The sequence below is a fragment of the Bacteroides sp. L10-4 genome, from assembly GCF_013373675.1.
GTDB classification, from domain to species: Bacteria; Bacteroidota; Bacteroidia; order Bacteroidales; family Bacteroidaceae; genus Bacteroides; species Bacteroides muris.
On sequence record NZ_JABXJH010000018.1, the window covers coordinates 1 to 15,102 of the forward strand.

At 36.2% G+C, this 15,102-nt stretch carries 11 protein-coding genes and 2 pseudogenes; 12 read left to right on the forward strand and 1 reads right to left on the reverse strand.

Annotated features, from left to right (window positions below; genetic code table 11):
- The 10 genes and pseudogenes from HU824_RS07725 to HU824_RS07770 all read left to right on the forward strand — a co-directional run.
- On the forward strand, positions 1–468 hold a 468-nt coding region (locus tag HU824_RS07725; RefSeq protein WP_176468545.1), incomplete at its 5' end, for a UpxY family transcription antiterminator.
- A 70-nt stretch (positions 469–538) separates the two neighbouring features.
- Complete coding sequence (locus HU824_RS07730; protein WP_176468546.1) at positions 539–1,024, forward strand: UpxZ family transcription anti-terminator antagonist; 486 nt, start codon at positions 539–541, stop codon at positions 1,022–1,024.
- A gap of 73 nt (positions 1,025–1,097) precedes the next feature.
- Entirely contained in the window at positions 1,098–2,654 is a 1,557-nt protein-coding gene (locus HU824_RS07735) for an ATP-binding protein (RefSeq protein ID WP_176468547.1), read from the forward strand.
- A 131-nt stretch (positions 2,655–2,785) separates the two neighbouring features.
- Positions 2,786–3,526, forward strand: a pseudogene (locus HU824_RS07740) (transposase); the annotation flags it as partial.
- 223 nt (positions 3,527–3,749) lie between these two features.
- Positions 3,750–5,726, forward strand: a complete 1,977-nt coding sequence (locus HU824_RS07745; protein WP_176468548.1) for an HAD-IA family hydrolase — start codon at positions 3,750–3,752, stop codon at positions 5,724–5,726.
- Positions 5,727–5,739: 13 nt separating this feature from the next.
- Complete coding sequence (gene wzx, locus HU824_RS07750) at positions 5,740–7,149, forward strand: O-unit flippase-like protein (RefSeq protein WP_176468549.1); 1,410 nt, start codon at positions 5,740–5,742, stop codon at positions 7,147–7,149.
- Positions 7,150–7,341: 192 nt separating this feature from the next.
- On the forward strand, positions 7,342–8,535 hold the full coding sequence (locus HU824_RS07755; RefSeq protein WP_176468550.1) for a glycosyltransferase family 4 protein: 1,194 nt from the start codon (positions 7,342–7,344) through the stop codon (positions 8,533–8,535).
- The gene (locus HU824_RS07760) at positions 8,532–9,641 is read left to right on the forward strand and encodes an EpsG family protein (protein WP_176468551.1); all 1,110 of its coding nucleotides are present in this window, start codon (positions 8,532–8,534) and stop codon (positions 9,639–9,641) included. The genes HU824_RS07755 and HU824_RS07760 overlap by 4 nt, the downstream gene beginning before the upstream one ends.
- 5 nt (positions 9,642–9,646) lie before the next feature.
- A complete protein-coding gene (locus HU824_RS07765; RefSeq protein WP_176468552.1) occupies positions 9,647–10,624 on the forward strand; it encodes a glycosyltransferase in 978 nt (325 codons plus the stop codon).
- Positions 10,621–11,343 carry a glycosyltransferase gene (locus HU824_RS07770; protein ID WP_176468553.1) on the forward strand — a complete coding sequence of 241 codons (723 nt, stop codon included), beginning with the start codon at positions 10,621–10,623 and terminating at the stop codon, positions 11,341–11,343. The genes HU824_RS07765 and HU824_RS07770 overlap by 4 nt, the downstream gene beginning before the upstream one ends.
- A gap of 39 nt (positions 11,344–11,382) precedes the next feature.
- On the opposite strand, the pseudogene HU824_RS07775 reads toward HU824_RS07770, so the two are convergent.
- Positions 11,383–12,545 (reverse strand): annotated as a pseudogene (locus HU824_RS07775) (IS4 family transposase).
- Positions 12,546–12,725: 180 nt separating this feature from the next.
- On the opposite strand from HU824_RS07775, the gene HU824_RS07780 reads away from it, so the two are divergent.
- Both HU824_RS07780 and HU824_RS07785 read left to right on the forward strand, forming a co-directional pair.
- Entirely contained in the window at positions 12,726–13,859 is a 1,134-nt protein-coding gene (locus HU824_RS07780; protein WP_176468554.1) for a glycosyltransferase family 4 protein, read from the forward strand.
- Positions 13,860–14,476: 617 nt separating this feature from the next.
- Positions 14,477–15,100 carry a sugar transferase gene (locus tag HU824_RS07785; RefSeq protein ID WP_176468555.1) on the forward strand — a complete coding sequence of 208 codons (624 nt, stop codon included), beginning with the start codon at positions 14,477–14,479 and terminating at the stop codon, positions 15,098–15,100.
- Positions 15,101–15,102 lie beyond the last annotated feature (2 nt).

Genomic DNA, 15,102 nt, shown 5'->3' on the forward strand with positions numbered 1-15,102 from the left:
ATGCATCTTCTCGAAAAGGCAAATCTTGGCTGTTTCATTCCCATGCAATATAAGATAAGTATCCGTAGGGGCAGGAAAGTCCGTGCTTTGGTTCCCGTCATCCGTAATCTGGTTTTTGTCCACGCACGTCCTTCCGAAGTGCAGCGATTTAAGTCTCAAATTACTTATTTGCAATATATCACCGATACCCGTAGCGGTCAGAAAATAATCATTCCCGACCATGATATGCAGCGTTTCATAGCCGTCGCCGGTACCTACAATGACCATCTTCTCTATTTCCAACCCGAAGAGCTGAATCTCTCCAAAGGTACGAAAGTCCGTATCACCGGTGGCGACTTCGAGGGTCAAGAAGGTGTTTTTCTAAAGGTAAAAGGTGCCCGTGACCGTCGTGTAGTGATTGCTATACAAGGTATCATCGCCGTTGCCATTGCGACCATCCATCCAGACCTCATCGAAGTAATCAAATAATCGTCGATAATCAATGATTAGTCATTGGTGATAGATAAATCATAACTCTGAAATCATAAATCAAAATAGCATGTCTCTTTTAGAAGAAGCACTCCTCCTTCAGCGTGCCGCGCACGACTTGATGTATTTGGGTATGGACGGCAGTCCTATTTATAGTGATGACTTGTCCCGTCGTAACAGCGAAGTCTATCGCTTGACCACAACTTTGTATAATTCCGGCACCTGGGGCACCACGGTGGAGGAGCAGGCAAATGTATGTCTTGCGCTTTTGAAGGGGTATAGTGCCTCGTTCATTGACCATGGTGAAAAACAGCAGCATGTGCAGGAGGTATTGAGGCGTTGCTGGGATACCCTTGATTCCCTTCCTTCCTCTTTGCTGAAACTCCGCTTGCTTACGGCTTGTTATGGAGAGGTTTTCGATGAGCCTTTGGCCGACGAGGGCCGTTCTATCATTGCTTCCTGGAATTCCGCATCGCTCACGGCAGAACAGCAAGAAGCGGTTAACGAGTTTCGGAATGTGGTGGATAATCCTTATCCGTGGGAAGAAATGGAATAAAAATGTATAAATAGAATTTCTCTTTGAAGAAAAAACGTATATTTGCATATAGCTTCTAAAAAAGAGAAATGAGATGGAACAGATGCGTAAACTGCCGATTGGTATACAGACTTTTGAAAAGCTGCGTGAAGAAAATTATCTTTATGTAGACAAAACAGCAATGGTCTATAAGATAGCATCCAATTCCACTCCCTATTTTTTGAGCCGTCCTCGCCGTTTCGGTAAGAGTTTGCTTATATCTACCTTCGAAGCTTACTTCCAAGGACGTAAAGATTTGTTTCACGGACTTGCCATCGAAAAACTGGAAACCCGGTGGGAGGAATATCCTGTATTGCATCTGGATTTGAATGCCCGTAAATATGAAACAGCCGGAGATTTGGTAGCCATGCTTAATCAATATCTGGAAAAGTGGGAATTGAAATATGGTGCGGAAAAGCAGGAACGTAGTCCCGAAGAGCGCTTTGCCTATGTGATAGAGCAGGCGTATGCCCAGACGGGTAAGCAAGTGGTAGTGTTGATTGATGAATATGATAAGCCTTTGCTTCAAGCTCTTTCGGATGAAAAGCTAACGGAAGAATATCGTCGGATATTGAAAGCCTTTTATGGGGTACTGAAAAGTGCCGACCGTTATCTCCGCTTTGTTTTTTTGACGGGTGTGACGAAGTTTGCGCAGATTAGCGTGTTCAGTGATTTAAATCAGTTGCAGGACATCAGTACATGGCCCGACTATTCTTCTTTATGTGGTATTACTAAGGAAGAACTGCTCACAACGTTTACTCCGGAGATAGAACGTTTGGGTGTTTCCAATGGGATGGACTTCGATACAACTTTGGAGCAGATGACCAAGCTGTATGACGGTTATCATTTTTACCCCCATTGTGAAGGGGTTTTTAATCCTTTCAGTGTATTGAATGCATGCAAGTCGAAGATTTTGGATAATTTCTGGTTTCAGACCGGTACTCCTACCTATTTGGTAAATTTATTGAAAGAGAGTGATTATGATTTGCGCCTTCTGATTGAGGGAGTTGAAGTGACGGCTTCCGCCTTTTTTGAGTATCGTGCGGAAGTAAAGAATCCGCTTCCCATGATTTATCAGAGTGGTTATCTGACCATCAAAGACTACGATAGGGATGTTTTATTGTACACTTTGGGCTTTCCCAATGATGAGGTACGCTATGGTTTCTTGAATTTCTTGGTTCCTTATTATACAGGAGTGACTGATGATGAAACCGGTTTTCACATAGCCAGGTTTATGCGTGAACTCCGTTCCGGTGATGTAGATGCATTCATGGAACGCCTGAAAGTATTCTTTGCAGGCATTCCCTACGAACTGAGCAACAATACCGAACGCCACTATCAGGCCATCTTTTATGTCGTCTTCACTTTGCTGGGTCAATTCGTACAGGCGGAAGTGCGCAGTGCGCGTGGTCGTGCCGATGCCGTGGTGCGGACAAAAGATACCGTTTACGTCTTTGAGTTCAAGCTGAACGGCAGTGCCGAAGATGCCTTGAAGCAAGTTGATGAGAGAGGTTGTCTGATTCCTTATGTGCTGGATGGCAGGCGGCTGGTGAAAGTGGGGGTGAACTTCAGCAAGGAGACACGGAATGTGGAGAGGTATATTGTGGAATAACTCTTTAGCACTCATGCCTCGGCAAACTTCCTTTTCTATGAACGATAGGAATCCAAACTAATGATACTTAAAACTCAAGTCCTTTTTTGATATTCTTTATGTAAGCAGTCAAAAAATGGCTATTGATTGCTTTCCTTGCGGAAAAATGTTTTGAGATGGTTCATTATGCAGAACTGGGTAAAAAGCCCGGGTGGGGTTATTTCCTTTCTGAAAGCCATCCGGAGGTAGTAACCAATTTTGAAGGCACTAGAGCCACTCCTGAATTTCTGCAGGCTATTGCCTATGAAGTTTAAAAGTAGAATGTGACTTTCGGTCTTCTTCGTCAATAGCTGACAGATATGGGCATGACCGTTTCTAAAAACACATTGTGCAACTGGCTTAAGAAAGGCAAGAAATACCTGGATGAATTGGTCTGTGTATTGAAGTCCATAGCTTTGGAAAAAGACTCGATTGTGAATTGCGATGAGACCTGGTGTAAAGTGCGTAAATATGATCACTATAAGAAGTGCTACATTTGGGTGCTGGTCAACAAGGCTCAGAAAACAGCCATTTTCTTCTATGAGAATGGCTCGCGTGGTCGTGAGGTACTTACAGACTTTTTGGGCGATGCAGAATTGAAGAGTATTATGTCCGACGGATACAATGCTTATGTATTTATCGGCAATGAGTTGAAATCAGCTCGGTTTAAATATGGTAGTGATGCCGGTGCTGGGATGGCTGCAACTTATCACAGTATGATAGGAACGGTAAAGCTTCATGGCAGTTCTGTCTGGAACTTCATCGGAACTTTTTTCAAAAAAATCTTTAACGGATGCCGGGATTATGTTAACATGGTTCCTGACAAAATCACTTTGGCTACAAGCCAATGTTAATTTCAAAACTAATTAATTAACAAAACTCGATTTAGGGCACAGAAAAGTGCCCTTTCAAAAGGGGATGCCCTAAATTGAGTGCTTACAACAATTAGAGAAATTTGGTCCGAAATTGGGTTTGGACGAGGATAATTCGGTTCAAAATCCCTAAAAATAGGGTCCTGAAATGTTAAATCTTACATTATTACATTTAACTCAAACTAATAAATAGGCAGAAAATCAAATGTTTAAGATTGGTTTGGGGAGAATTGGATGTTTACCTTACAACGAGTTATATATGCAAAAAAACGATATTTCTAAATATGAGTATGTTTCATTTGATGTATTTGATACATTGATATTTAGATCTGTAGCAACTCCCGAAGATATTTTTATCATAGTTCAAGAACTATATATAAAGAAGACAGGATGCACGATATCCTCATTCTACAGAGACAGAATAAAAGCTGAAAGGATAGCTCGTAGTCAGCACATCGGACAAGATATAACATTAGATGAAATATATTCTCAATTAAAATATAAGGCTGATACTCTCAAATTGCTAAAAGAAATTGAGATATATGTTGAACTTGAAAATTGTATTCCTAATGCTCCGATGGTAGAGTTTGTTAATTATTGTCGTGGTATTGGGAAAAAAATAGCCATAACTACGGATATGTATTTGCCTCGTAGCTTTTTTGAACAGTTGTTTAATAAACTCGGTATTAAGGCAGATTTTTTGTTCATTTCATCTGAAGAAAGAGAAACAAAGCGTTCTGGAAAACTTTTTCAAATATTGCTGAAGAAATTGAACGTTCCTGCAGCGCAAGTATTACACATTGGAGATGATGATAACAACGATATCTATCAGGCAATGAATAATGGGATAGATTCTTTGGAACGGTGGTATGATTGGAACGCTTTGCAGAATGTAGTTACATCTAGCTATATTGAAAATCATATAAATTCACTATCTTGTTTGTATAATAGGACCGAATTCAACCAATCAGCTTATAATATTGGCTTTTCTATCTTGGGTCCATTGATATATGACTTCTGTAATTGGTTGCACGAGGAAAGATTGAAACAAAATATTGACAAACTGTTGTTCGTTGCTAGAGAAGGCTATTTGTTGGAGAAATGTTATAAGTGTCTATATCCTGAAGAAGCGGATGTAGGATACATTTGCCTAAACAAGAATCTGTTAAGGCTTCCCTTAATATATGAACAGAAAACTTTGACGATATATAAAGATAGCTTACTTCAAAGGGCAGTTTATTCATGGAATCAAATTTATGATACTTTTCTCATTGCAAAGAATGAAACGCAGAGACGATTGATTTCAGATAGGTTGAAAATTTCGATTAATTCTATCGTAACAAGAGAAGATTTATACAATGGTATTTATGATGATAAGTTGAATCAATTAATAGAATTATGTACTGGGACGATGGCTAAACAGTCTTGCTTTTTAATGAAGTATTTGGTGCAAAATGGCATCTTTGATGGCAAGATAGGACTTGTAAATAATAGTATAAATGGAAATGGTCAATTGATGTTGGAATCTTATCTTCATAATAAAGGAATTGACGCAAATATTTATGGCTTACAATTTCATGATTCTATCAAATGTAAAACAAATGTTGGTAACAGATATTCAGTATATTTTGATTCGATAAAAATATCTTCTTATCAAAAAAGTGAGTTTTATAGGAATTGTTTGATTTTTGAGCATCTTTTATTTGAACCATCAGGTACAAGTCTTCATTTTTTTGAGGAAAATGGCACTGTCGTTGTCGCAAAGAACAAACAAACAAGAGAAACTTTAAATTATCCTTATGTTGATGAAGTACAAAAATATACGTTATTATTTATAAATGCTTATAAGAATCATATACCGTTGTCATGTTCCGGTTTAGGTATAAATCGCTTGTTGAATTTTTTTCATTATCCTCAAGTGGACAATGCTGAACCAATTTGTCAATTATGGGATGAGGATGCTGATGGTAGCAACAAGATTGCGGATAGTAAAATAGCCCTAAAATGGAACTATAAGATTTTTAAGAATGTGCCAAAGTCCATTATATGGATTGAAGGATATCTTTCACTGAAGGGGGTGAAGCCTTTTTGGCTGAAATTGATACAACTTAAACTGAAACTTCTATATTATAAAACTCACAAAAAAGAATTTGTTATAGACTTATTATTGAAATTGTTCTAAATAAAGAGGGCTTATGTCAAATATAGATATTTCAAAAGGGGACATTATTTGGAGCTACGTTTCGCAATTTTTTAATATTGCATCAGGACTTATTACTCTGCCTCTCATACTCCACTTGCTAAGTACAGAAGAGATTGCGATGAATTATCTGATGTTGACAGTTACAACGCTGGTAACCTTAATGGATTTTGGCTTTACTCCACAGATTAGTAGACAGGTTTCATATGTATATAGTGGGGCGACTAAATTACTAAAAGAGGGAATTGTTGAGGGAAGTACTGGGACGGTAAATTATCAGCTATTGGCGTGCCTTTTGAGCGTGACGCGTAGAATTTTCCGTATCATAAGTGCTATTGTACTTGTTTTGTTGATGACTTTGGGTACATGGTATATGTATTTTGTAACGGAAGGGTTCTCCAACGTTGATAACTCGTTTGCTATCTGGTTGGTATTTTGCACTTCATCATTCTTTTCAATTTATTTCAAATATTATGACTCGTTGCTTGTAGGTAGAGGATTGGTTAAAGAGTCAAAACAATGTATTCTTGCTAGTAAGGTCTTGCAGATTGTCTTAGTTTATGTACTGCTTCTTGCTAGTGTTGGTCTAATGGGAGTTTGCATTGCTAATCTCATCTCTCCTTTTCTAGGCAGATATTTAGCTCATCATTTTTTTTATGATAATGGTACTATTTCAAAACTATATGGTCAAGCCTTTTCAGATGAACTTAAAAGTGAAATTTTCCAAGCTATATGGTATAATGCGAAAAAAGTTGGAGTTAACTTTATTGGCACTTATTGTACACGGCAATTTGGTATGTTCCTTATTGGTTTGTATCTCGCGTCAGACGTAGTTGCTTCCTATGGCTTGATGATGCAATTTGTTACGATTGTAACAAGTATTAGTGTAACATTTTTTGGAACATTACAGCCGCAAATTATATCATACAGAATACAAGGAGATAGAGTTATGACAATTCGGCGTTTCTCATACTCTATCATTGTATATTATTTACTATGTATTTGTGGTTTGGCCGTAGTGGTTTTTCTTGGTTCTTGGGCTCTAAATTTAATTGGCTCTAATGCTCAGCTTCCTACTCTTAATATTTTACTTTTGTATTCTTTGGTCTGTTTCCTCGAGGAGAACCACTCAAATTTTGCAATATTTATCAGTTCAGGAAATCAAGTACCATTTGTGCCGGCAGCCCTTATTTCTGGATTTTTAATTTGTATAGGCGACTTTGTTGTTTTACAATTTACGAGTCTTGGGTTGCTTGGTATAATACTCATTCAAGGGGGAGTGCAGTTGGCATACAACAATTGGTACTGGCCTCGCTGGGTTCTTAAAGAATATCGGATTTCATTCCGAGAATTTTTAAAAAGCGGATTTTGTGAGTTATATGGTATGTTAAAGAAGATAATGTAAACATAGCAATTGATATTGGGAAATATGGTTTTTTATACAAAAGTAAGAAATAAAGATGATATGAAGAAATAAATCAGAAGGAGTACCCCTTCTGAAATAGATTTTGATTTTATGCATCAAATATGCATAAAATGGGTGAGTACGATTATGTACAATATAGCAAATCTATTACGAACTTCACAAAGCTGAAAAATGAAAAAAAGAATAGCATTAATCACAAAAGGGTTTACTGGGAGTACCTTCCCGTTGGCAAAACAGTTCCTTGAAATGGGATATGCAGTAGATATTTATCTTTTCTACTATATATCGTTTTCAGAACTAGAAGCTTTCAATTGTTCGTATCAGTCAAGTAAGTATGGAGTTGAGGAAATTGCAGTGAATAATTGGATTGAGATGTTCTCTTACTTTGGTGAATCAGATTCGGTTAGACTTTTCTCGTTGAAGATGCCAAGACCCTATGAGCGTATCCCCATTGTGCGGAATGTCATTGGATGGTATTCCGATTACTATGCCACTAAATCTTCTTCATTTATCAATGAGCAGAACTACGAAATTGTCAATATCATAGGTGGTTATTATTCTTGTGAGTATCTGCCATTCTTGAAGAAACTGAACTGCAAGATAGTCGTCTCGCTGCATGAAGTATGTAATCATTTTCACCCTGATTTTAGCAAACCTTCGCCATTGCTAAAGTACCTTTTCAAAAGCTCTATTGATATAATCATTTATTCTGATAATTCATTGTGTGATATTTTCAATTATAAAGATATTAAGAGAGAAAAGATTCATCGTTTGAACTTTGGATTATTTGAAACTTATAAAACGATATCTGTAAAGAACACTTTGTTTTTGCCTGAGAAATATTTCTTGTTCTTTGGAAGTATGTTGCCATATAAAGGATTACCCATCTTGAATGAAGCGATGAAGTTATTGGCAGACTATCGTTTTTGTTGTAAACTTGTAGTTGCTGGCAAAGGAAATGATCCATGCCTTGAAGATTTAAGTAATAATCCAAACGTATTATTAATCAATAAGCGTCTTTCTAATGCTGAATTGTGTGAAGTAATTAGTCAATCATCATTTGTGATTTGTCCATATATTACTATGTCACAGAGCGGAATTCCTCAAACTGTTTATACATTTGGTAAGCCAATTATTGCTTCTGACCTTGATGGATTCAAGGAAATATTGACACATAAGAAGAATGGCTTGCTCTTTGCTAATAACAAACCTATTGAATTAGCAGAATGTATTAAAATGTTTTTGAACAATGAAAAGCTATTAGCCAATTGTTCTAGTCAAGTTATGTCTTTTGAAAAAGAGTATCCTGAGTTCTGTTGGTCAAATATTGCACTGAAATTTGTTCTGAAATTTGTGAATAAATGATATATTACGTTGTCTTTTCATTGTTGGCCTTTCTTATCTTAGTATCTGTTGGAGTAAAGAGAGAAAAACAAATATTCATAGAAATTCTTGCGATTGTTATTGTAGTACTGTTTCAGGGGCTGCGTTGGGAGAATGGTACAGACTGGGATTCTTATTATGGAATGTTTATGTATCCTTCTGAGCCTATCTATTATAATGAATATGGGTGGTGGCTTCTTAATGATATTGTACGACGATTTTCAGGTGAGTCTTACACGGCAATGCTGATAGTTCAATCTGCTCTAATCGTACTTTTGAATATCAAATTTGCTAAATATGTGGGTTTGAATAATATTACAAGTGTTATATTTGGTTGTTTTGTTGGTAGTATCTTTCCTGTGCGTTTTGCCTTAGCATCCATAATTGTTATTTTGGGTTTCAAACATATTGTAGAACGAAATTTCAAAAAGTTTTTTCTTTATGTCATTGTTGCATCTACAATTCACATTGCAACTCTTTTGATTATTCCTTTCTATTTTGTGCCACGCAAAAGATTTAGTTTGGTGATGATGTTATTTATGTATTTTGCCAGTATAATGATAGGATTTGCGTCTTCTTCAGTTGTCTCTTTTCTTGATTCAATTAATTCGCTATTGGCAATAGGTTCTTTTGATGGAGATATTCAAGAAAAGATTGATGGCTATATGTATGGAGGAATCGCTGAGTATTCTATTCGTTCGGTTTCGAGCATTATACTATCATTTTGTAGTGGAGCTTTTTTCATTTGGTTGTATCATTACTTTGGTAACCACTATTTTTCTAAAGCATCTTCAACACAAGAAGAATACCAAAACAATATGTATCATACACTTTTGAATCTTTATATTTTTGGAATGTATTTTAATCGTACTGTAGCCTTTGCCATACCATATCTTTCGCGAATAGGAATATTGGCATCTGGTGGTGTTGGGATGTTATTACTATTAGGTATGGAAAAGAAGTTCAGAAATAAGTCACAATTATGGTTGGCGTTTTTTGTATATATTGTTTATAGATTCATTTTATTTAATCAGACACTTCATGGTCAGTATGAGTCTCTTTTCATACCGTATCATAGTGTAATTTAGTAATAATGAAAAGAATATTATATGTTGGCTATCGTGACAATAGCCATTCTTCAGCAGGTGGGTACGATTCGATTATAGGTAATCCGGAAACAGACTGTTTAATGGGGGAGAATGTTCCTTTTGGGTTCATTCCCGTTAGTAAAAGAGGAAAGATACTTAATGTAATTTTTCTTGGTATTATTTCCCGCTTTAAGCGACTGAGATATACAGTTGTTCATTACTTCTATGGTGATACGTTAGTTGTACCATTTCTCCGCTTAAATAAACATAAAACAGTGGCTACCCTACATCTTAATATTGAGGAAGAGAGAAGGTGTAAATCTTCATTTATTAAAGCTTTGAGAAGTTTGGATGGCATTGTCGTGTTAAGTACTAATCAAAAAAGGATACTGAAGGAAAAATATAACCTTGATTCTGTGTTTATTCCTCATGGTTTTAACAGACCCAAATTTAAGAAGGTTGAAAGTGGATTAAACAAAAGTAAAATCAATGTATGTGTTTTGGGTCAAAACTATCGAGATTATGATACAATGGAAACTATCATAAAGTTTTGTTTGGAACATAGGAATGATATTTGTTTTCATATGATAGGACAACCTCAACGAATCAAAGAACAATTCTATAATTATTGTAATGTTGTAGTATATCCGAGAATTCCCGACGACAAGTATTTTTCTGTGGTTAATGATTGTGATTACTCATTTCTTCCTTTGACATTTGCAACAGCAAATAATGCTTTATTAGAGGCAGGATTCTTAGGTACTGCCTCTATACTTCCTCAGATTCCAGGAGTGGAAGACTATGGTGCTCCATCGCCACTCAATCTATACTACTCAAATATGGCAGAAGCAAAAAAACTATTTGTTAGTCTTAAGAAAAGAAATAAATCACTAGATCTGATTCGTTTTTGCGAGGAAAACTTCCTGTGGGATAGTGTGTACTATAAGTTGAATGACTATTACAAAACATTGATGGTTAAATGATATCAGTATGTATAGCTACGCATAATGGCGAGAAATATATTAAAGAACAGATTGATAGTATTCTAAGCCAGCTGGAGCCGGGAGACGAGATTGTGATATCTGATGATGGTTCCACAGACAATACATTAGCAATATTAGAGGCTTACCATGATTTTCGTATAAAGCTACATGCTTATAAGCACTCACGTAAGTATCACTATAACTTCGATTATGCTACTCATAACTTTGAGAATGCTCTTCGTCAGGCAAAGGGTGACATTATTTTCCTTGCTGACCAAGATGATGTATGGATGCCTAACAAGGTAGAGCGCGTTATGGCAAATATGAATGATTGCGACATTCTGCTTCACGGGCGAAAAGTTGTAGATGGTAATTTGCAGGTAATTCAAGAATTTGCAATGCCTCATCCTGAATTTTGGCGTAATATAAAGTCTTGCACAACAACTGGATGTTGTACTGTTTTTAAGCGGAAGATTTTGGATAAGGTACTGCCTTTTCCAGAATCTGGTGTAGGTCACGATTTTTGGATAGGTGTTTATGGAGGTTTTTTCTATAAGCGTAAATTTCTTAAAGAATCATTAATGTTATTCCGCCGTCATGGAAACAATGTAACTCCAAGTAATACGAGAAGCAATAATCCAATTTTGATGAGATTACGGTATAGAACTATTATACTTTGGGAGATTGTTAAAGTTTGCTTGAAGAATGCTGTTTGGTAATATGCTATATCATTAGTGTCCCATTAAAATTGGGACGAATTAAAAATTAAACAAACTTGGCCCATTTGGTCCGAATCGTTCTTTGTCCTTTTGAAATTTAGTTTTATTAAAGAGCTCTCTCAGATGAGTCTTATTAGTCAATGAGATACTCAGTATTTGTAACACTTCATATGTACTTCTGTCCAGTTGCATATCGTGTTGAATGATTGCCACCAAACAGTAAGCGCATATAGCAGCATATATCTGTATTCGAACAGCATTCTCTGTAGTTCCCCAAAATCTTTTGATTTTAAGGTGCTGCTTGAGCCATTTGAAAAATAGCTCTATCTGCCAGTGATTTTTATAAAGTTCAGCAACTTGAAGCGCAGATATATGCATCGCATTGGTTATGAATGTAAATTCTCGTTCTTGCTCTTCATCCCAATATTTAATCAGCCTAAGTGGCTCTGGGTAATATTGTTTAGGATAGAATCCTGTTAGAAGTACATTTGCGTCTGAAAGCACATTCTTAGGCAGTCTACGTTTCCATTGGATGGATTTGTACCCGAGATTCTTTTTTACTCTGACAACAAAGTAGGCTTCAATTTGATGAATTTTATACAGTATTTTGAAGTTGTTATAACCTCGGTCGAAGATGTAATAAGAGCTTGGGTCATAAGGAATTTCAATCATGACTTTAGAATCGTGCACGGATGCTTCCGTGATATGAAAGAATGCAGGAATCTGTGTTTCCACATCATATAATGTATGCACTTTGATACCACCTTTCTTTTTGTGGAATTTTGCCCACCAAAAGACTGAAAGGCACAGGTCAATAGTTGTCGAATTAAAGCATAAACGTTACCGCCAAGTTTGAAAATATGATTAGCACACTTTTGTCGTGCTTCGCTAACCAGGTTGTAAGCATATTCTTCAAAGATGTGATAGTCTCTATCTTGATTTGCTCTTGCCAGCGATGACTTTGATACATTTTTACCCATTCCTAAATGATAACATTTGGAATGATGGGCTTCAAGAGCAACGATCAAATCTCGCCAACTTTCACAATTAGAAAGTTGGACAAACATCAAAGCAAGTAGTTGATTCCAGCAGGTGAAGCGCTTCACATATTTGTCACCATCATACTTGGTGACTATGCGGTTAAACTTACTTCGATTCAGAAATGAAGCCAATTGAGCGAAGACGTATTTGTCTTGGAACATATGCCATCGGATTAATCTGATGCAAAGCTACAAATTCAAGTCCGTTCGCTCGGAGAATCGTTGTAACTAACCAAATTTCAAATATTTCAAAGAACTCTTTTAGATTTTAATGGGACAGTAATGATGCTATATATTAGTGAAATATCATTTGTGTGAAGTCCTATGTTTAAATATCTAATTATGAAGAAAATTCTTTTTTGTAATAATTGTTTAAGTGGCCTTATTCATTTTCGTAAAGAAGTTATTGATGAATATGAGAAAATGGGGTATGAGATTGTTATTGTCGTTGCTAAACAGAAGGTCACAGAAGTGGAATTGGAGAAGCTTTCTAAAAAATGGAAAGTGAATCTTGTATCGCTAAGTCCGAATAGCATTAATCCCTTTTCTGATTTAAAATATTTTTGGGAGCTATATATGATTTATAAAAAAGAGCTTCCCGATATAATATTTCATTATACAATTAAACCAAATATTTATGGAACAATAGCTGCAAGGTTATTGAAATTACCATGCGTTGCTATGGTGGCTGGTTTGGGGTATGTATTTGAGGGTAATTCATTAAAAAAAAGGATTGGTCGTAGTTTGTATAAATTTAGTTTGAGACGTTCTAATAAGATCATTTGTTTAAATGCTGCAAATGCAGAAGTGCTTCTTAATGGTAATTATTGCAAACCTAATAATTTAATCTGGTTTAAAGGTGGAGAAGGTGTCAATTTAGATCTTTATCCTTATAAGCCAATGCGATTTGAAACAACGAAATTTTTAATGATAGCACGAGTTCTTTATGATAAGGGGTATACCGAATATGTTGAAGCAGCTAAAATTATAAAACGTAAGTATCCTAATATAGAGATAGAACTTTTGGGAGCTTTAGCAACAGATAGTCCTATGGGGGTTCCTGAAGAAATAGTGAAAAGTGATCATAATAATGGATTTATCAACTATTTAGGTACGACCAATGATGTCCCTTCTTATGTTCTCAGAGATGGAGTGGTAGTGGTTTTAGTTAGCAAATATTTGGAAGGACTTAATAAATCTTTAATGGAAGCTTGTTCTATGGGGCGTCCTATAATTACGACTACTAATCCGGGATGCCAAGAAACTGTAGAAAATGGAGTTAATGGCTTTTTAATACCACCAGGAAATCATATTGCTCTTGCGGAAGCGATGATAAAATTCATAGAACTTCCACAAAATAGAAAAAAAGAGATGGCAGAAGCGTCAAATGCAAAAGCTAAAAAAGACTTTGATATAAGAATTGTATTAGATTATTACAAATCAATAACTAAAGATATTGTAATGCGTAATATATAGTTGGAGTTTAATGTACCTTAAAGTCTGAAGAACGCAAATTTCGTAAGGCTGCCAAACGTAAGGTAAAATCCCTTTAGGAAGAACTTGATTATGCAACTCAAGAACGTGTACTTGGCGAACCCTAAAGTTGAGGTTTACGGACATAGTATAGAGGTTTATGAACCGTGTTTCTGTATTCAAAATATGCAGTGTATTTTTCGGGGTTATTAGCCATTTTTTTTGCAGATGTTCACACAATGTAATCTTGATACTATAATTTTTATATGTCAATAATATTAACAATGGAACAATAGACAAACGATGTCATTACTTCCCTCAACTGGGGAAAGAAGATTGATGCGGCACGTATTTGTGCGTGTATACTTGTGTAAGGAAGCTAAGATGAGCCTCACCATTTATCAAAAAATAAAAAAAGGTGTAGCGTTCGTCACGACTGCCTGATGCGCTTGCCGGAAAGCATGCGCCGGATGATGACAGAAGAGGAGTTCGAGGAATTTTAGAGAGGGCTTATCATTGACAATTGACGATTGGCACACTTATGCCCTTTTAAAGGGGATACCTTAAATTGATTGCTTATTATATACATATCTGAATTTATGATAATTTGAAGGGTTCTTATGTACAAACATTTTTTTAAACGTATAATAGATTTTTGTATTGCTTTTGTGGCGTTGAGTGTCTTATTACTACCATTGGTATTAATTGCCTTATGGCTTCACTTTGCCAACAAAGGTGCAGGTGTTTTTTTCTTTCAGGAACGTCCCGGAAAGAATGGCAAGATATTCAAAGTCATTAAGTTTAAAAGTATGACAGATGAGTGTGATGCTGATGGTAATCTGTTGCCTAACGAGATGAGAATTACCAAAGTGGGACGTTTTGTGAGAAAGACTTCTATTGATGAGCTTCCTCAGTTGATTAATGTCTTGAAAGGAGATATGTCACTTATTGGACCTCGTCCGCTTTTGCTGGAATATTTGCCATATTATACTGAGCATGAGCGTTTGCGTCATACAGTCCGTCCAGGTATTACAGGATGGGCACAGGTGAATGGGCGTAATGCAGTGAAATGGGATGATCGTTTGGAAATGGATGCGTACTATGTGGAACATTTTTCGTTGGGGATGGATTTGAAAATAATCTTCAAAACTATTAAAAATGTACTGATAAGCAAAGATATAGAGGTTGTTCCTACAGGAAGGCTTCTTAATGTAGAGCGTGCTGAGAAAATGAACAAACAATAATA